This is a genomic window from Sphingobium sp. PAMC28499, from assembly GCF_004795815.1.
GTDB classification, from domain to species: Bacteria; Pseudomonadota; Alphaproteobacteria; order Sphingomonadales; family Sphingomonadaceae; genus Sphingobium; species Sphingobium yanoikuyae.
In genome coordinates this window covers 4755610-4774712 of record NZ_CP039248.1, presented here as the reverse complement: position 1 = coordinate 4774712, position 19103 = coordinate 4755610, and the positions used below count along the sequence as shown (strand labels likewise).

The 19103-nt window shown below is 65.7% G+C and carries 13 protein-coding genes; 7 read left to right on the top strand and 6 right to left on the bottom strand.

Going from position 1 to position 19103, the window contains the following annotated elements:
- The first annotated feature begins 40 nt into the window (after positions 1-40).
- The 7 genes from E5554_RS22395 to E5554_RS22365 all read left to right on the top strand — a co-directional run bounded on the left by E5554_RS22395 (position 41) and on the right by E5554_RS22365 (position 7563).
- Entirely contained in the window at positions 41-1318 is a 1278-nt protein-coding gene (locus E5554_RS22395; protein WP_136188143.1) for an amidohydrolase family protein, read from the top strand.
- On the top strand, positions 1315-2640 hold the full coding sequence (locus tag E5554_RS22390) for a peptide MFS transporter (protein ID WP_136188142.1): 1326 nt from the start codon (positions 1315-1317) through the stop codon (positions 2638-2640). The genes E5554_RS22395 and E5554_RS22390 overlap by 4 nt, the downstream gene beginning before the upstream one ends.
- Before the next feature lie 96 nt (positions 2641-2736).
- Positions 2737-4929, top strand: a complete 2193-nt coding sequence (locus E5554_RS22385; RefSeq protein ID WP_247594336.1) for a hypothetical protein — start codon at positions 2737-2739, stop codon at positions 4927-4929.
- A gap of 61 nt (positions 4930-4990) precedes the next feature.
- Positions 4991-5305, top strand: coding sequence for a hypothetical protein (locus E5554_RS22380; RefSeq protein WP_004208507.1), 315 nt, complete (start codon positions 4991-4993; stop codon positions 5303-5305).
- 106 nt (positions 5306-5411) lie between these two features.
- A complete protein-coding gene (locus E5554_RS22375; protein ID WP_069337971.1) occupies positions 5412-5681 on the top strand; it encodes a hypothetical protein in 270 nt (89 codons plus the stop codon).
- Positions 5682-5695: 14 nt separating this feature from the next.
- Positions 5696-6874 (top strand): YcaO-like family protein, encoded by a 1179-nt coding sequence (locus tag E5554_RS22370; protein WP_136188141.1) that lies wholly within the window; start codon positions 5696-5698, stop codon positions 6872-6874.
- Positions 6871-7563, top strand: a complete 693-nt coding sequence (locus E5554_RS22365) for a TfuA-like protein (protein WP_136188140.1) — start codon at positions 6871-6873, stop codon at positions 7561-7563. The genes E5554_RS22370 and E5554_RS22365 overlap by 4 nt, the downstream gene beginning before the upstream one ends.
- Here E5554_RS22365 and E5554_RS22360 read toward each other — a convergent pair.
- The 6 genes from E5554_RS22360 to E5554_RS22335 form a co-directional block, all read right to left on the bottom strand.
- Positions 7550-9574: a trifolitoxin synthesis, TfuA gene (locus tag E5554_RS22360; protein ID WP_136188139.1), complete on the bottom strand. Its 2025-nt coding sequence runs from the start codon at positions 9572-9574 to the stop codon at positions 7550-7552. The genes E5554_RS22365 and E5554_RS22360 overlap by 14 nt on opposite strands.
- Before the next feature lie 117 nt (positions 9575-9691).
- Positions 9692-11707, bottom strand: coding sequence for a discoidin domain-containing protein (locus E5554_RS22355; RefSeq protein WP_247594335.1), 2016 nt, complete (start codon positions 11705-11707; stop codon positions 9692-9694).
- 130 nt (positions 11708-11837) lie between these two features.
- A complete protein-coding gene (locus E5554_RS22350) occupies positions 11838-14666 on the bottom strand; it encodes a TonB-dependent receptor (protein ID WP_136188137.1) in 2829 nt (942 codons plus the stop codon).
- A gap of 259 nt (positions 14667-14925) precedes the next feature.
- On the bottom strand, positions 14926-16371 hold the full coding sequence (locus E5554_RS22345) for a glycoside hydrolase family 43 protein (protein ID WP_136188136.1): 1446 nt from the start codon (positions 16369-16371) through the stop codon (positions 14926-14928).
- A 52-nt stretch (positions 16372-16423) separates the two neighbouring features.
- Complete coding sequence (locus E5554_RS22340) at positions 16424-17452, bottom strand: arabinan endo-1,5-alpha-L-arabinosidase (RefSeq protein WP_136188135.1); 1029 nt, start codon at positions 17450-17452, stop codon at positions 16424-16426.
- Between the two features lie 82 nt (positions 17453-17534).
- Positions 17535-19100 carry an alpha-L-arabinofuranosidase C-terminal domain-containing protein gene (locus E5554_RS22335; protein WP_136188134.1) on the bottom strand — a complete coding sequence of 522 codons (1566 nt, stop codon included), beginning with the start codon at positions 19098-19100 and terminating at the stop codon, positions 17535-17537.
- Between the last annotated feature and the right edge of the window lie 3 nt (positions 19101-19103).

Genomic DNA, 19103 nt, shown 5'->3' with positions numbered 1-19103 from the left:
GGACGGCGCAAGCTGCCTCCCGTCAAGGGGGATGATATCGATGCACAGGCTTTTGATCCTGCTGGCCTTTCTGTTCGTCGCGCCGATGCCGGCCGTGGCACAGGAGGCCGCGCCGGCGCTCTATCTGCTGCGCCCCGATGCCGTGTTCGACGGCGCGGCGTCGCATCGCGGATGGGCGGTGCTGGTGCGTGGCAACCGGATCGAGGCGGCCGGACCGGGGATCGTGGTGCCGGCCGGAGCGACCGTCATCGACCTGCCCGGCAAGACCTTGCTCCCCGGCCTGATCGAGGGCCATTCGCACCTCTTCCTGCACCCCTATAACGAGACAAGCTGGGACGATCAGGTGCTGCACGAGCCGCTGGCGCTGCGCACCGTGCGAGCCACGGTGTCGGCGCGGGCGACGCTGATGGCGGGTTTCACCACCGTGCGCGATCTGGGCACCGAAGGGGCGGGCTATGCCGATGTCGGCCTCAAGCAGGCGATCGAGCAGGGTATCGTCGCCGGGCCACGCATGCTGGTGGCGACCCGTGCGCTGGTGGCACCGGGCGCTTATGGCCCGCGCGGGTTCGAGCCGGGCGTCGTCGTGCCGTTGGGCGCGGAGGAAGCCGGCGGCCCCGATCTGGTGACGGCGGTGCGGCGACAGATCGCGGCCGGCGCCGATGTCGTGAAACTCTATGCCGACTATCGCTGGGGCAAGGGTGAGCCGAGCCGGCCGACCTTCACCCAGGCGGAAATGGCCGCAGCGGTGGAGGCTGCGCACAGCGCCGGGCGCAAGGTCGCGGCCCATGCCGCCACCGACGAAGGAATGCGCCGGGCGATCCTGGCCGGGGTCGACACGATCGAGCATGGCTATGAGGGCAGTGCCGCGACCTTCGCGCTGATGAAGGCGCACAATGTCGGCTATTGCTCGACCCTGGCGGCGTCCGATGCCACCGCGCGCTATCGCGGCTGGACCGGGGCGGAACCGGCGCCGGCGGCGGTGACGCAGGCGCGCCAGGCGCTGGATCGCGCGCGGGCGGCGGGCGTCGCCATCTGCCTGGGCGGCGATGTCGGTGTGTTTGCCCATGGCGACAATGCCCGCGAGGCGGAACTGATGGCGGCCGCCGGCATGGCGCCCCGCGACGTGCTGGTCGCCGCGACCAGCGGCAATGCGGCACTGTTCGGTATCGCCGACCGGCTGGGCGCGGTGAAGCCGGGCCTGCTCGCCGATCTGGTCGCGGTCGAGGGCGATCCGACCCGCAGCATCGGCGCGCTGCGCCAGGTCGGCTTCGTGATGAAGGACGGCGTCATCTACAAGGGGCCGGGCGCGCAGCCATGAGCCAGGGCGATCACACGTTCCTGGGCCATCCGCGGGGCCTCGCCTATCTGCTGTTCACCGAAGCGTGGGAGCGTTTCTCCTATTATGGCATGCAGTCGCTGCTGGCCCTCTATCTGGTCAAGCATCTGCTGCAGCCGGGACAGGCCGACGGCCTGCTTTTCTTCGATGTCTTTCGCCGGCTCTATGGCGGGCTCGACGGCCAGCCGCTCGCCTCCGCCATTGTCGGCACCTATTTCGCCAGCGTCTATGTGACACCGATCCTGGGTGGGCTGGTCGCGGACCGGCTGCTGGGCCGGCATCGCACGGTGCTGCTGGGCGCGTTGACGATGATGGCGGGGCATTTTCTGATGGCGGTCCAGGCCGCCTTCCTGCCCGCGCTCGGCTTGCTGGTGCTGGGCAGCGGCCTGTTCAAGGGCAATCTCGCCAGCCAGATCGGCGCGCTCTATGGTCGTGACGATCCGCGCCGCGACGGCGCGTTCCAGCTTTATTATCTGGGCATCAATATCGGCCTGATCGCCGCGCCGCTGGTGATCGGCACGCTGGCGGAAACGCGCGGCTGGCATGTCGGCTTTGCCGTCGCCGGGGTTGGTATGGCGATCGCCACGATCATCTATCTCGCCGGACGCAGGCATCTGCCGGTTGACGATTATCGCCCCAGATCGAAAGGACGCGGGCGCATGACCGGGCAGGATCTGCGTGGCCTGCTGGGCATCGTCCTGCTGATCCCGCTGCTGGCGGTGGCGCTGTTGCCCAACAATCAGATATTCAACGCCTATCTGATCTGGGGCGACGCGCATCTGGAGCTGACGCTGGGCGGGCTGCGCGTGCCGACCAGTTGGCTCATCACCCTTGATGCCGGGCTGGGCCTGGCCATCCTTGCGGGCCTGCCTTTCGTCTATCGCCGCTATGCGCGCTACCGGCCCGAGCCCGGTGATCTTGCCAAGCTGACGATCGGGTCGCTCTTTGCGACCGGGGGCATGCTTTGCCTGGCACTGGGATCGGCGCTGGCGGGTGCGGACGGCAGAACGGGGCTTGGCTGGGCGATCGCCTTCCATCTGCTCAACGGCATCGGCTTCGCCCATATATTGCCGGTCAGCCTGGCGCTGTTCACCCGCGCCGCGCCGCCGCGTCAGGCCGGACTGGCGATCGGCCTCTATTATCTCGTCTTCTTTCTGGGCAATATTTTGATCGGCTGGGTGGGGGGCTTCTACGCCCGCATGCCGGCCACTGCCTTCTGGCTGCTGCATGCCGGGATCGCGGCGGGATGTGGCGCAATTCTCCTGATATTGACGCTACGGAAAGCGATTTTTCGGTCGGATTGACGCTTTTTTCACGTTCGACCAACGCCTGGCCTCACACTGGCCATGCCATTCCCGACCCTGCGAGCGCGGGCATCCGACGCGCGCCGACAGGAGGGAATGATGACTGCCGATTTCGATCCCGCCGATTTTGACGGCGACAGCGCGCTCGATACCGACATGGCCGGTTTCGACATCGACCCCAAGCTGCGGCCGGTGCGGCACCTGCCGCTGTTGGTGCAGGCCAGCGGCCGCTACAATTTCGTGCGCTCGCCGCGCTTCCCGATGCCGCGCGCGCTGCCCGGTGCGGTCGATCGCTTCGACGACGATGTCAATGCGCTGACGCTCTACACGCGCGAGGAATTGCGGCTGGACGTCGATGGCCGCTATCCGCAGATGACGGTCAGCGGCACGCGCGCCGGCCCGCTGGGGCCAGTCGTCAGCTGGGTCGCGGCGCTGACCCGGACCGGGGCCAATCATTATAGCGGCCAGATCTGGTTCAAGGATGGCCAGGTCGGCGCCATCCCCCATACCCAGATCAGCCTCAAGGTGACGAAGAGCCTGCTGGCCGCCCAGCGCAAGGTGGAGGCGACCTTCAGCGGCGGCGGCGCAGCGAGCTTCGTGCGCACCTATCAGTTCAGCTCTGCAAGCTTCCGTCCGGCCGAGTTCGAATATGACACGGTGGCCGGTGCGACCCGCGTGACGGAGATCGGCACGCACGATCATCCCAATCATCCCGCGACCATGGCCAGCGAGACGCTGAGCCTCGACACCGTCTATCGGCGGGCGGGCTTCAACGTCAGCGATGCGCCCGGCAATGGCGCCATCCCGCTCGGCGCAGCCGGCGCCGACCAGCGCTGGACCGACCAGGAAATGCATGATGCGATGCAGATCTACTGGTCGCGCTTTGCCGACAAGCCGCAATGGTCGCTGTGGGTGCTGTTCGCCTCGCTCCATGTGCAGGGCAGCAGCCTGGGCGGCATCATGTTCGACGATATCGGGTCGAACCATCGCCAGGGGACGGCGATCTTTACCGACGCCTTCATCGCCCATCCGCCGGCAGGCGATGCCGATCCCGACGCCTGGGTGCGGCGAATGCGCTTCTGGACCGCCGCGCATGAGGTCGGCCATGCCTTCAACCTGGCGCATAGCTGGCAGAAGTCGCTGGGCACGCCCTGGATTCCGCTGGCCGACGATCCCGAAGCGCGCAGCTTCATGAACTATCCCTATGCGGTGGCGGGCGGCCAGGCGGCCTTCTTTGCCGATTTCGATTTCCGCTTTTCCGATCCCGAACTGCTGTTCATGCGCCATGGCCCCGAACGCTTCGTGCAGATGGGCAATGCCGACTGGTTCGACCAGCATGGCTTCTCGCAGGTGGCGTTGGACCCCAATGAGGAGTTCGGCCTGATCCTGTCGGTCAATGCCCGCGACAATCGCCTGCCCTATCTGTTGCCGCCGGTGGTCGAGATGGCACTGGTCAACCGCAGCGGCCGGCCCAAGCTGGCATCGGCGGCGCGCCTGTCGGAACGGGCCGGCCTGACCCTGATCATCAGCAAGGATGGCCGGCCCGCGCGCCAATGGTCGCCCTATTCGCGCCATTGCGGCGAGAGCCTGGAAATCATTCTGGGTCAGGGTGAGGCGCTGTATGACAGTGTGCTGGTCGGCGCCGGCCGCAATGGCTGGGACATGACCGAACCGGGGCGCTACACCATCCAGGCGATGCTGGTCGTCGATGGCCGGGCCGTCATCTCCAACCCGCTGGAGGTGAAGGTGGAGCCGCCCGAAAGCCGCGAGGAAGAGCGGCTGGCGCAGGATATCTTCACCCCGGAAGTCGGCCAGGTGCTGGCCGTCAACGGTACGCGCGGGGTTGGGTCGGCGGTCGATGCGCTGCGGGCGGCCACGCGGATGCGCCAGCATCCGCTCGCGCGCCAGGCGGCGATCGCGCTCGCCGGCCCGCTGGCCGACGAATATAAGCTGCTGCAGGTGGATGAGCGGGCACGGCCCGGTGAGACCCCTGCTGCGGCCGCCCGCCGCATCGAGGTTTATGACGCCGATCTCAAGGAAGCACGCCACCTGCTGGCGATCGCGACCGAGGGCAGCGCCGATGCCGCCGTCAATGCCGTCGGCCATACCCGTTTCCTGCGCGAGGCGGGCAAGCTCGCTCGCGCACTGGATGGCGGGGTTGCCCCGGCGCTGCGCCAGGCGGGGTTGGGCTTCGACGCGGTTCGGGCGGGCGATGTCATCGGCGGCTTCAACCTCGGCCAGGACATGCAGCGCATGCTGGCCCTCAAGGCGAACGGCCTCAGTATCTGATTCATACAGGCGCGTCGCCTGTCATGGCGGTGCGCCCCATCATTCCGAAAGGGGACCAACAATGTCGGAATTCCGCAAAATCACCATCGCACTCGAACAGGGATTCAAGGATGACAGCGTCCGTATCTCGATCGGCGACCGGCTGGTGCATTGGCTCGACCATGTGAAGACCCGCGCCAAGATCGGCGTCGCCCACACGCTGGAACTCAGCCTGCCGGCCGGCAATGATCCGGTGCAGGTGGAATTGCCGAGCAAGGATGTGCGCATCTCGATCGAACCGGGGATGGGCGAGGCATGCTATTGGGGCGTGTCGGTCAGCCCGAACGGCAAGGCCATGTATGTGAAGCGCTCAGTCGAACCCTTCGCTTATGTCTGATATGCTCCGTGCGGCGTTGATAGGGGTTTCCCTTATTGTCCTCGCCCTGCTTGTCATTACGGTTCCGCAACCTACTTTTGATCCGTCACGAACTATGGGGGTATATATGGCTGAATCCTACGACACCGACGCCAATTATGTCATCAAGCTGACCGACCCGGCCGATCCGAACAAGGTCGTTGGCTATGCCTTTGTCGAGCAGGTCCATTATCTGGCCGCCGACGATGACAGCGATGATGCCAAGGCGGCGATCGCCGGCGTGGCCGGCCTGTTCACCGATGGGCCGGTTCTGGATGCGGTCGCCCTGCCGGGGCAGCAGCGCGCCACCCGCGCCTATTTTGCCGAGATCGGGTCGGGCAAGGCCGACTTCGCCTGAGGCCGATCGCGCCCATGAAGATGTTTCGGCGTGGGGCGCATCGCTCCCGCCGTCCTGCCGACACCCTCGCACGGATCGCGCCTGTCGCCCGTGCGCTGGGTGTCACGCGGCTTGCCGATGTGACCGGTCTGGATCGCATCGGCATCCCCGTATTCCAGGCGGTGCGTCCCTTGTCACTTTCGCTGTCGGTGTCGCAGGGCAAGGGCGCTACGCCCGATGCCGCCCGCGTCTCCGCGCTGATGGAAGCGATTGAGCTGCACCATGCCGAAACCTGTCCCGCCAGCAGCCACAGTTGTGCCGACGCCGGCGAAGCCCGGCTCTGGAGCCAGATGGCGCGGGCTGACAAGCAGGGCGCATCCTTCGATCCGGCCCGACCGCGCGGCTGGGTCGAGGCGATCGACCTGCTGAGCGGCCGACCCATGCGGATACCCCATGGGCTGGTGACGATGGATTTCACCGTGCCGGCCGAACCCGATCTGTGGCCCAACAGCAATGGGCTGGCATCCGGCAACACCCCGGCCGAGGCGCGCTGTTCGGCGCTGTGCGAGCTGATCGAGCGCGAGGATCATGCCCGCTGGCTGGAACAGGGGCTGCGTGCGCGCCGGGCAAGCGCGATCGATCTGGACAGCGTGACCGACCGGCTGGGGCGCAGCCTGATCGCACGGGTGCGGCGCGCGGGGCTGTCGCTGTCCTTGTGGGACATGACCGGTCCGATCGGCGCAGCGGTGATCGGCTGCGCCATCACGGAACGCGGTGTGGCCCGCAGCGTGCAATTGCCGCCGGCAATGGGGGCGGGATGCCATCCCGATGCCGGCGTCGCACTCGCTCGCGCCATTTGCGAGGCGGCGCAGACCCGTGCCGCGCTGATCGCCGGTGCGCGCGACGATATCGATCCGGCGCGCTATCGCGATGCCGGGCAGCAGCGGCAGGGCTTCCTGCTGGCGATGCTCGATTTCGCGCCGGCAACCCGGCCCTGGTCGGCGGTGCCCTCCGTGGCGCATGACGGGGCGGAGGATGATCTGGCCTGGCTGCTCGATCGCTGTGCGATGGTGGGGGCAGGGCCGGTCGCCTGTCATGACCTGACCCGGCCCGACCTTGGCATCGATGTGGTGAAGCTGCTGGTGCCGGCCTTTGGCGATCATGACCGGCCATCGCGCACGGGCGCGATGCAGGTGGCGATGGAGCCGGCATGAGCAGGCATGCGATCGTCTTTGCCGGGCCGAGCCTGGGCGGTTCCGCGATGGCCTTGCCCGATGGTGTCGCGTTGCGCGGGCCGGCGCGGCGCGGCGACATGCTGCGCGCCGCGATCGAACGACCGGCCGCGATCGGCCTGATCGACGGACTGTTCGAAACCACGCCGTCGGTCTGGCACAAGGAAATCATCCAGGTGATGGCCGAGGGCATTGCTGTCTATGGCGCGGCCAGCCTGGGCGCATTGCGCGCGGCGGAATTGGCGCCGTTCGGCATGGTCGGCATCGGCGCGATCGCGCAGGCTTACAGGACGGGGCAGATCGAGCGGGACGATGCGGTGATGGTCAGTCATGCGCCGGCAGAATTGGGCCATCGCGCGATGACGCTGGCGCTGGTCGATGCCGAACATGCGATCGCGCAGGTGGAGATGGCGGCAGGCGACCGCGCGCTGCTGCTGCGGCTGGCGCGGCGGATGAATTTCCGCGATCGCAGCTGGGCGCTGATCGGCGACGCCTTCCGCCAGGCGACCGGGCGCGACCTGCCACCGATCGATCAGGGGCTTAGCCTCAAGCGCAAGGATGCGGAGCTGTTGCTGCGGGCGATTGCGGGCCCGGTGGTCGCGCCGCGTGTCGCGCCGCCGCCGCAAAGCTTCTTCCTGCGCAGCCTGCGCGCGGAGATCAGCGCGGCGTGATGCGCAATCCGGCCTGTTCCAGCCCGGTCAGGAACAGGCTGCGTTCGGCCGGCCCCTGCAGCGGCAGGAACTGGATCATGGTGTCGACCAGATCGGCGTCGCGGGCCGGGGTGTCGCCCTGCCACAGGCTGGCGAAACGCTGGCGCAGTTCGTCGATCACCGGGGCGGCCTGCTTCGCGCCGCCCAGCATGCCCAGATTGGCGCCCCGCACCGCCAGATAATGGATCGATCGGTTGCGGCCGATCTCGAATTGGGTTTCCGCCGCTCCATGTTCGCCGGACAGGGCGTAGAGCACCGCGAGATCGGAAAAATATTCGTCCGACGGGAAAGGGTTTAGCTCGAAGGCGCGGGCGATCAGGCGCTGCGCTTCCTTCATCTCGCCCAGATGGACGAGGCCGAAGCCGATCTCGTTGATGCCGTCGGCGTGAAAGGGCGTCAGGTCGAGCGCGGTCATGAATCCCTGCATCGCCTGCTTCATGTCGCCGCGCCGCAAATAGCACCAGGCGAGGCGCGACTGCACGCCGCCATGGGTGGGTTCCAGCGCGACCGCACGGGTGCAGAGGTCGAAGGCGCGGGCGCGCAGCGGCGCAGCATCATGGCCCGCCATCAACTGCATGAAATCGGTGTTGTAGAGGCGCGCCAGTTGCAGATAGGCATTGGTCAGGCGCGGCTCCAGCAGGATCGCGCGCTCCAGCAGGTCGGCCCCTTCCTGCACCTCGACCAGGCTGGCGGCGGCCAATATCTTGGCGCGGGCGGTGAAATAGAGCGGATAGGCGTCCGACCCGCTGGGCACGCGTCCTTCCATCAGCTTGCCGACATCGCGTTCGACCACCGGCAGGATGGCGCCGGCGATCCGGGCGACCAGATCGTCGATCGCGGCGAGCAATTCGCCCTGGCGCACGGTCAACTGGCGCGTCCAGACCAGGAAGCCGCTGTCGATCCGCGTCATGCGCAGGTTGATGCGCCAGCCATCGCCGTCGGCGCGGACCGACCCGTCCAGCGCATAGCTGGCGATCGAAGCGGGGGCGGCCGCCTTCATCCGCTCGGCCGATGGCGCGTCGACCGACAGGATGCGCAGGTCGCGCATGCCGCCCAGGGCGGTCTGCAGATCGTCATGGCAGATGCTGGTCAGCAGGGCGCCGTCCGGGCCGCCATCGCCAATCAGGCTGAATGGGGCGATCACCAGGATCGGCGGCTCGACATTGGCCTGCGGGATCGTGGCGATGGCGGGCGCGGCGGTCGCGCGCGGGGCGGGAGCGATGACCGATCCGACCGTCGTCAGTTCGCGCAGCAGCCTTTCGGTGTCGGGCGACACGCGGGCATCCAGATCGCGTTGCAGCCCGGTCTCCAACTGGCGGTAGCGGCGGTGGAGCGCGACATGGTCGCCGGCCTTCTGGTCGAGCGCCATGCCGAGCCGGGCGATCCGTTCATCGCCGGTGTCGAGCCGCTGCAACTGGGTCAGGATCGCACGGCGCAGGTCGAGCAGATCGTCCTGGCCATTGCGCTCGACGGCGTGCAGCACATCCTGGACGATGCGCTCGCGCCAGCGTTGCCGTTCGATCATCAGCCAGTCGTCGAAGCTGCGATCCAGCCCCTCCAGCCCGTCCAGTATCGCGCTGCCTGCGCCATCCAGGATACGGGCCAGTCCGTTCAGGTCGTTGGCGGCGGCGCAGGCCAGTATCTCGCCCAGATCGCTGGAAAAGCCACCCTCTGCCAGATGCAGGTCACGCCGTTCGATATGGATGAGCGGGGCGGCCGGATGCGCACGCAGGTCGGTCAGTGCCTGGCGCAGGCTGGCGCGGGCCTGCACCTCGCCTCGGTCGCTCCATAGAAGGCCGACCAGCCGGTCGCGACTGGCGCGGCGATCGGGTTCCAGCGCGAGATGGGCGAGCAGGGCACAGGCCTTGCGGCTGCGCGGGCTATGGTCGCGTCCGTCCGCCTCGTCGATCAGGCGGAAATCGCCGAGCAATCGAAAGCGAAACCGAAGCTCGCCAGCCGCTGTCACCATCATGCCCTTTATTGCTGGCGGCCTGCAGTGCCGGGCCGCCGATCGATCCGCCCTAACACAGCTTGCTGAACAGGGCGACGGTCCGTTTAGGCTGCGTCACGATCCAGGGCCATAGCCAATTCAGCGGTCGAACAGCTTGACCTCCGCCAGCCGGATCGCCTTGCCTTGGGGCTGGCGCATCAGCACCCGCCACTGGCGCGCGGCGCGGCCGGCAAAGCGCAGGTCGGTCACGCCATTGGCGAGCGGCGCACCCTTGGGCGTCGCGACATCGCGCCACTGGCCATCGACCATGGCCTGCAGGCGATAGGATTGCGGCACTGCAAACTGCTTGCCGTCGGCGAAGAAGGCGAGTTCGGCGCGGCCGATGGACACGGGTTTGCCCAGGTCAATGGCATACCATTGGTTGGCCTCTCCGGGCGCGGAGGACCAGCCATTGGGCAGTTCGGGGAAGAACCAGGTGCGGCCGTCGATCGCGTCATGGACATTTTCGGGGTCGGTGTTGCTCGACGCGCTGCCCATCGGGAACTGGCTGCGCACCAGTTGCACGGCGCGGTTGATCGGCCGGGCGACGGGCGCATTGGCGACGCGCGCCACCGGCAGTTCGATCCGGCCCAGCGTTTCGCGCCGGGCGACTTCCTTGCCGTCGACCTCAACCGACAGGCCCTTGCCCCGGCCATAATGGCTGCCGTCCGCGTCCCATGTCACGGCGATGCGATGGCCATGATAGGGCACGTCCTGCGCCCGGAACCAGGCCAGCGCCTGCGGATCGCCGGCATCGGGCAGCAGCGGGTTCACCTCCAGCACATCGTCGGCGCGCGGACGGATGCCGACCAGACCGCCCAGGATCAGGTCGTTATAGCCCGAATGGAAATAATGATGGCTGCGGTCGAGGCCGACGATCGGCTTGCCGGTCTCGGGATGATAATCCTCCTCCAGATCGAGCCGGTCGCCCTGATAGTGGAGCGCGGTATATTGGCGCAGCAGGCGCATATAGTCGCTGCGGGTCACCGGGCCCTGCTGAGCATGATGATCGAGCAGATTGGCCATGGCGATCAGCACCTGAGTCGTCTGATAGGGCCAGATCGGGCCGTTCCACTGGCATTCGGGCGCGTCGCCCAGATAGCGATATTGCCGCATATAATATTCGTAATTGGCCTCGACCGTGCGCATGCCCGCCTTGCCGGCGAGCGAGGCGGGGTCGAGCAGATGCGCCCAGGCGCCGGCATATTTCGCCTCGTCCGGGACCAGGTCGAACATCCAGGGGAGGTAGCCGACCAGTTCGCGGTTGCGGATAGGATCCCAATATTTGACGTGCGGATTCTTGCGGCTCTGGTGCCGGTCGATGAAATGGTCGAGCTTCTCGCTCCACAGGTCGGCAAGGACATGGTCCTTCAGCGCCTGCGCGCGGGCTTCATATTCCTGCGCCATGGCGGTGTCGCCGGCCATGGTCGCCATCTTCGCCAGTGCGCGGGCATTGGCATACATGTAGCTGTTGACCGAGGGGCGGAAGGCGTCGCCGCCCCGGAACCCGTCCTTGCCGCCCGAGGCGTCGATCGAGGATACGGTATATTCGGTCGCGTCGAGCAGCGGCTCGACGAAATAGAGGCCCTTGTCGAAGTCGAACTTCTCGTCCCACAGGCGATAGATGTGGCGCATCACCGGCAGATGTTCGAGCACGCCTGCCTTGTCGCCATCGATCAGGTAACGGCCCCAGACTGAGTCCGCCATATAGTCGGTGAAGTGGCGGTCATTGCCGCCGCGATACATGAAGCGGATATAGTCGTCGGCAAAGCGCCGGTCGTTCAGCCAGCGACCTTCGGCCAGATGAAAGCCGGTCGCGTCGTTGAGGCTGGCATAGGGATGGCGCTGCCAGTCGACATCGTCGAAAAATTCGGTGGTGATATACCCTTCTTCGCCCAGATCGCGCTGATGCCCGCGATAGAGCTGCCAGCGATAATAATAGACGGCGTCGATCTTCGGGTCGGCGGATTCGAAGAAGGGGATGCGATCCTGATACCAGGGCGCGTCATTGCCGAAGCGCTGCGCAGCGATGGCATGGGTGTCGAGGCCGGCGGAGCGGGGAGAGGCGGCGCCCATGCCGATCATGGCAGCCCCTGCCAGCAGAAGCATCCTCATCGCGCGCATCGTCCGTCTCCCTATATCCTGAAACAAATATGGCGGCCGTTCCGGGGAGTTGGAGAGGATTCCCGGAACGACCGCCATGAAAATGGGGCGCAGCGAGGAGACGCCACGCCCCATCGGGCACTCAGTCAAACTTGAAGCGAACACCCAGAGCGAAGGTCCGATCAATCAGCAGCGTGCTGGAGTTGAACTCCGTCGGATTGCCGACATCGCCGAACTTGTAATAGTTCTGCTGCTTCGCCTTGGTGATGTTCACCGCGTCGAAAGTGACGCCGATATCGTCATTGACGTTCCAGGTCAGCTGGAAGTCCAGGCTCTTTTCGGGCGCGCGCCACATGCCGATCGGGTTGGCGAAGGAGCGGCCTTCATTGTTGTTCAGGAAGCCCTTGCGCCAGATGTAGGACAGGCGGGCACCGACCGGGCCGCTGTCATAGGCCAGCGTGGCGTTATAGGACAGCTTCGACACGCCGAAGAAGGCCGACTTGGCGGTGCCGGTGATCTCACCTTCATTGTTGACGACCGGGATCGTCTGTTCGGAATCCAGGATCGTCGCGCTGCCGGTGAAGCCCAGGCCGTCGAGGATCGAGGGCAGGTAGGACGGGAAGTAGGTGAGGCCCAGTTCCACACCCTTGAGCGTGCCGTTCGACGCGTTTTCCGGCCGGGTGATGTTGAAATATTCGGTATAGGTTTCGTTGCGCGGCAGATAGTTGTTCGGGATGAACTCACGCACGGTCAGCGGAACGACCAGGCCGTCGATCTTGCGACGGAAAGCGGTCGCATAGATGGCGCTGTTGCGTTCGAAATACCATTCGATCGCAAGGTCCATATTCTTCGAATGGGTCGCACGCAGATTGGCGTTGCCCGACGAACCCGAGCCGAAGCCGATGCGGGAGAGATCGCCCGTCAGCGCCAGGTTGGGGTTGAGGTCGCCAAAGGCCGGACGGCGCAGCGTTTCGCCATAGTTGAAGCGGATGCGCAGATTGTCGGTCAGATTATAGCGCGCGGTGAAGGACGGCAGGAACTTTTCCGAACCGGTCGACACGGTGGTGCGGGCGAAATTATTGCCGCGGTCGAAATAGTCGTACAGCGTGTCGATCGCAACGAAGCGCACGCCAGCCTGAAGCTGCAGCGGGCGACCGAAGATTTCGACTTCACCATCAGCCATGACATAGGCGGCCAGATTGGTTTCGTTGATGCCGAACACATGGCCGAAAGTCATTTCGTCCGACAGCAACAGGCCGGGGGCTACGGAACGATAGAGGCTGCGGACAGCATCCTTGTCCATGCTGCGCGGGTCAGCCAGCACCCAGCTGGTCGGGATGTCTGCGCGTCCGTCGAAGAAGCCGCTGTTGGTGAAGGGAGTGCCCTGGCTGAAGGCCGCCAGCGTCATGCCCGGCAGGCCGCCGGCGCCCTGATCGCGGACGTAGGAATCGGCATTGCGATCATCGAAGCGGAAGCCGGCCTTGATGCGATGCAGGAAGCCTTCATCCCACTTATATTCGCCGTCCAGCATCATGGTCAGGGCGCTGCCGGTGTTCTTGGTGCCGCTGTCGAACAGGTTGCCCACGGTCCACTGGCTTGCGTCGGTCAGCACGCCCTGATTGGCGAAGCTGTAGGCAGGCAGGCCGCCACCCGCGTTGAAATCGACGTCGATGTCGAGCGGGCCGCGATCGGTACGGATAGCGAAGAAGGAGGTTTCGTTCTTGCTGTCCTGATAGGCGATGTCGGCGACGATCTTGCCGCGCTCACCCACGTCCCACTTGGCGTTCAGCGCATAGACATAGCTGTCTGTCTTGTTGGTCGCCATGTCGCCGCTGTTGAAGCCGGCGACCGCGCCCATCTGGCGCGACTTGATGATGTTGGTGCCATCATAGAGTTCAAAGCTGTTGGCCACGTCGGCGGGCAGGTTGCCCCACCAGTCGGCAAAGCTGAAGTGCAGGCTGTTGAAGGTTTCCCCACGGAAGCCGGTGTAGAACACCTCGGCGGTGTAAACCGAACTGTCATTGGGCGCCCACTGGAGCGCAGCATTGACCGACGGACGCTCGCGCTTGCCGTAGAGGTCGGACGCGATGACGGCGTCACGCGACAGATAATAGGGCGTTTCGACGCCGTTGATGTTGAGTGTCGAACCCGGTGCGGTCGGCAGGCCGGCGTCGAGGCCCGGCGTCCAATTCTCGTTGGTCGCGCCAGGGAAGATACGCTGCAGCGGGGTCAGGCCCGAACCTTCGGGCGGATTCTCGGTGGCGAAGGGCACCATGGCGCCGGCCTGGAGATTCTGGTTACGATAATGGGCACGGGTGTAGCTGCCGTTGATCAGGAAGCCGATGTCACCGATGCCGGTTTCCCAGCGATCGCTGACCAGCAGCGCGACGTTCGGATTGAACTTGTCCGCCAGTTCCGAATAGACGCCGCGCGCCAGGCCGGAAATGGTGAAGCCATCGAAGTCGAGCGGGCGACGGGTCTGCACGTCAATCTGGCCGGCCAGGCCGGTTTCGAGCTGGTCGGCCGAGCGGGTCTTGTAGACATCGACCTGCTTCACGAGGTTGGCCGAGATGTCTTGCAGGGCGAAGGACGTGCCGGCGGCAGTGAAGATGTTGCGGCCGTTAAGGGTGGTCAACGGATCGGTCAGGCCGCGAATGGTGATGGTCGCCGCTTCGCCGCCGGCGCGGTCGGTGACCTGGATGCCGGTTACGCGCTGAAGCGCTTCGATGACATTATTGTCAGGCAATTTGCCGACGTCTTCGGACACGATCGAATCGACGATCTGGGTCGATTCCTTGCGGACGTTCAGGGCGCCGACGATCGACGCGCGCACGCCGGTGACGACGATATCTTCGGTCGGTGCTTCCTGGGTAACGGTCTGCGGAGCGGCGTCAGTCTGCGCGAAGGCGGCGCCCGACAGGGTCAGCGCGACAAGCGACGCAGAACAGAGTGCGATCGGCCGGATAGCCATTTTCAAGTCCTCCCCAAGGGGCTGGCCCGTTGCCATGCCCACGAATTACTCGGACTAATTATTTCCACATGCTGAGAAGCGCAAGTGAAATATTGGGCAGGGGTTGCGCTACGTGGCACCCATGTTGCAAATTTGCCGCAGCGATTCTGGCCCGGTTTTTCGGGCGTTTCAGGCCATAAAAGGCCGAAAGGCCATGGGCTTGCGCGGCTTTTGGCGGCGCGAGCCCATGGCCCTATTTGTCAGACTCGGCGAGTCGCGTTCAGTCGGCGTACCATTGCGTGCGCGGATCCTTGCTGCGCGCGAGGCCGATGCGCCCGTCGATTGCGGCGAGATGCTTGCCGGCGACGGCGATGGTCGCGAAGCGGACCGTTCCCTGGGCCGCATCCTCGAACCGGACGAACTGGCTGCGCAGCGCGAAATCGGCGCTGCGATCATCCTTCATCAGGCTGACCGTGCCGTCCTTCGCCGCGACCAGATAATGATCGGGCAGCAGGATGGGGGAGAGCATCACGCTCTTCGCGCCGGCGCGGCCGGGCGACTGGCGGAACTGGGTCTGGGCGAGCGCGGGATTGCCCGCGATCAGCTCCGTGCCCTGATGGGCCAGCAGCGCCTTGGGATCGGCAGCCGAGACGAACCGTTCGGGCATGGCGCCGTTGCCCACGGGCACGCCGAAGTCCGGTGTGCCGTCGGCCTGGAAATAGAGGCGCTGGACGCGGGTGTGACGGTCCGGGTTGAACAGCGGGTCGCCCTGGATCGCCTCATAGTCGCGGCCATGATAGACGAGGATGTCGCGGCCCTTCTCGTCCACGGTGAAGCTGTTGTGGCCGGGGCCATAGACGCTGGTTTCGGTGCAGGTCTTGAACACCGGCTGGGGCGACTTGGTCCAGCTCTTGGGATCGAGCAGGTCGGCATTCTCGTCCGCGGTCAGCATGCCCAGGCAATAGCGCGCGTCGGTGGCGCTGGCCGAATAGGTCATGAACAGACGGCCATTGCGATGCAGGACGGCGGGGGCTTCGGCCACCTTGTAGCCGCGCACTTCCCAGTCGAGCGTGGGCACGGTCAGGCGGGTCGCCTTGCCGGCCAGCTTCAGCGGCGATTCGAGCTTGGCGATGTAGAGATTGCTGTTGGTGTTGATGCCCGGTTCCTTCTGGGCCCAGGCGAAATAGCGCACGCCCTTGTGGACGAAGCTGGTGGAATCGAGATTGAAACTGTCCCAGGGGGCCTGGAATTCGCCCAGCACGCTCCACTTGCCGGCCATCGGATCGGCGCCGTCGCACACCACGGCATAGGTGCGGATGCGGAACACGTCGTCGCCACCGCCGCTCGGGCCGGCGGCGAAATACATATACCATTTGCCGTCGATCTGGTGGAGTTCGGGCGCCCAGATGAAGCCGGAGCGCGGGCCGCTTGCCTCATGGCGCCACAGCACCGCCTCCTCGGCGGTGGCAAGGCCGGCCAGGGTCTTGGAGCGGCGCAGCACCAGACGGTCATATTCGGGCACCGATCCGGTCATGTAATAATAGCCGTCATCGTGCAGGAAGACCTGCGCGTCGGCGCGCTGCTTGACCAGCGGATTGACCGGCACCGGGGCGGCAACGGCCGGAGCGGCGGCACCGGCGCGGGCGGCGATCGGCGCGGCCGACAAGGCGGCGGTGCTGGCAAGGAAGCCACGGCGGGACAGACGACGGGACAGGGCGAAATTCATTCTTCTCTCTCCTGATGCCGCGGCGGGACGCGGCGATAGTCAGACAATTGGATCAATAATCGGCAACAGGCCAGCCGTCAGCCCCCCAGCGCACCGGCGCAATGCGCAGGGTCGGGGCGCCGTTCGCCTGTTTGTCATAGGCATGGTAGACGACATAGTCCTTGCCATCGCGATCATGCAGCCAGCCGGCATGGCCGGGGCCGCGGAAGCGCTGCTGTTCCTGCAGGTCGGCGCGCAGGAAGATGCTGCCGCCGCCTTCCATCAGCGGGCTGCCGTCCTTGCCTAGATAGGGACCGGTGATGTCCTTGGAGCGGCCCATCACGGTGTAATAGGTGCTGTTCACGCCCTTGCAGCAATAGTCATAGCTGACCATCAGCCAATAATAGCCGCCATGGTCGATGATGAAGGGCGCTTCGACCGGGGCGGGGCCGCCGGCGGGGGCAGGGCGACGCGCGATCGCATGGGGCTTGGCCTTGGGATCCTTGGGCTTGCCGGTCCTGGGATCCAGCTCGAACAGCTTGATCCCGGTCCAGAAGCTGCCGAGGCTCAGCCAGTGGCGACCATCGCGGTCGATGATGAAATTGGGATCGATCGCGTTATAATCATCCTCCCTGGTCGACATGACGACCAGCCCCTCGTCGCGCCAGCCGAAATTCTTCGCCTTGGGGTCGAGTGTCGGGCTGGTGGCAAGGCCGATGGCCGAGCGGTTCGAACCAAAGGTGGAGACCGAATAATAGAGGCGGTAGCGGCCGTTCACGAAGCTGATGTCGGGCGCCCACATGCCGTTGCTGCCGGGGATCGCCTGCTTGGCCCAGTCGGGCAGGGCGGTGAAGACGGGCTTGCCGGCGGTCCAGTGGACAAGGTCGGGCGAGGTCCGCGTCTCGATCAGCCGGTCGCCATGCCCGGTGCTGAAGACATGATAGGTGCCGCCTTCGCGGATGATGACCGGATCATGGGTGGGGACGAGATCGCCGGTCAGGCGGTCGTTGAGCGTGGTGGCGGGCTGCTCGGTTGGCGCCTGCGCAATCGCACTGCCGGCCAGCAGGGCAAGGCTTGCCAAGATGATGATGGTCTGCCGCATCTGCCGGCCTCTCCCCAAATTATCGGAAACGAAAAATGGGCGGGCAGCCCCGAGGAGCCGCCCACCCAGTTGGCGAAAAGCCTTATTGCAGTTCGAGCACGACCACCGACTTGGGCGGCAGCGCGACGGTCAGCGTGCCGCCGCTGACCTGTGCGCCGGTGAAGGCGACGGGCTTGACGGCTTCGGGTGCGTCGAACGTATTATGCGAATTGATCGCCGACGCCGTCAGGATGCGCCCGGTGACGCTGGCGGCATTGAGGCCGTCCAGCTTCACGGTGACGGTGTTGGTCTGGTTCGGGTCGAGGTTCGACAGGCCGACATGGACCTTGCCGTCCTTGCCCTTGACCGCCGAGCCGCTGACCGCCGGCATCGTGTACTGATCCTTCGCATACCAGGGCGTCTGGATGTCGATCGGCAGCACGGTGGCGTCCTGCCAGGGCTTGTACATCTCGAAGACATGATAGGTGGGCGTCAGCACCATCTTCTTGCCGTCGGTCAGGATCATCGCCTGCAGCACGTTCACCATCTGCGCGATCGCGGTCATGCGGACGCGGTCGGCATGCTTGGCGAAGATGTCGAGATGGATCGAGGCGATCAGCGCGTCGCGCAGCGTGTTCTGCTGGCGCAGGAAGCCAGGATGCGTGCCCGGATCCTGGGCATACCAGGCGCCCCATTCGTCGACCGCCAGGAAGACGCGCTTCTTGGGGTCGTACTTGTCCATGATCGCGCTGTGCTTGGTGATCAGTTCGTCCATGTGCATCGCGCCGTTGAGTGCGTCGGCCCAGCCATTTTCGTCGAAGTCGACGGCGGGTGCGCGCGGCGGCCAGCCACCGGCGGGATGGACATAATAATGGAGCGAGACGCCATCGAGCTTGTCGCCCGCGACGCGCATCATGGTTTCGGTCCAGTTATAGTCGTCGACATTGGCGCCGGCGGCGACCTTCATGATCTTGGTGCCGGCCGGCGCCTTGACGAAGGTGGCGTAGCGACGGGTTTCGTCGGCGGCGAATTCGGGGCGCATGTTGCCACCGCAACCCCACAGCTCGTTGCCGATGCCAAAATAGGGAACGGCCCAGGGCTCCTTATGGCCGTTCTTGGCGCGCAGTTCGGCAAGGCTGCCGGCGGGCGCGGTCATATATTCCACCCATTCGGCCATTTCCTGGGGCGTGCCGTTGCCGACATTGCCGGCAATATAGGCTTCGGCGCCGACCTGGCGCAGCAGCTCGAAAAATTCGTGCGTGCCGACGGTGTTGGGTTCGGTCACGCCGCCCCAATGGGTGTTGACCTTGACCGGGCGGTCCTTCTTGGGGCCGATGCCCTCACGCCAGTGATATTCGTCGGCGAAGCAGCCGCCGGGCCAGCGGATCACCGGTACCGACAGGTTGCGCAGCGCGGCGACCACGTCGTTGCGGAAACCGTTGGTGTTGGGGATGGACTTGTCGTTGCCGACCCACAGGCCGCCATAGATGCCATTGCCCAGATGCTCGGCAAACTGGGTGAAGACGCGCTTGTCATAGACGGCGCCGGGCTGGTCGGCATGGATCGTCGCCGTGGTCGGCTTGCCGCCGGTCTGGGCGTGCGCGGCTGGGGCGAGCGCGGTGGCGCACAGCAGCAGCGCGGCCGTGGTACGGCGCAGGGCTTTCAACATTCC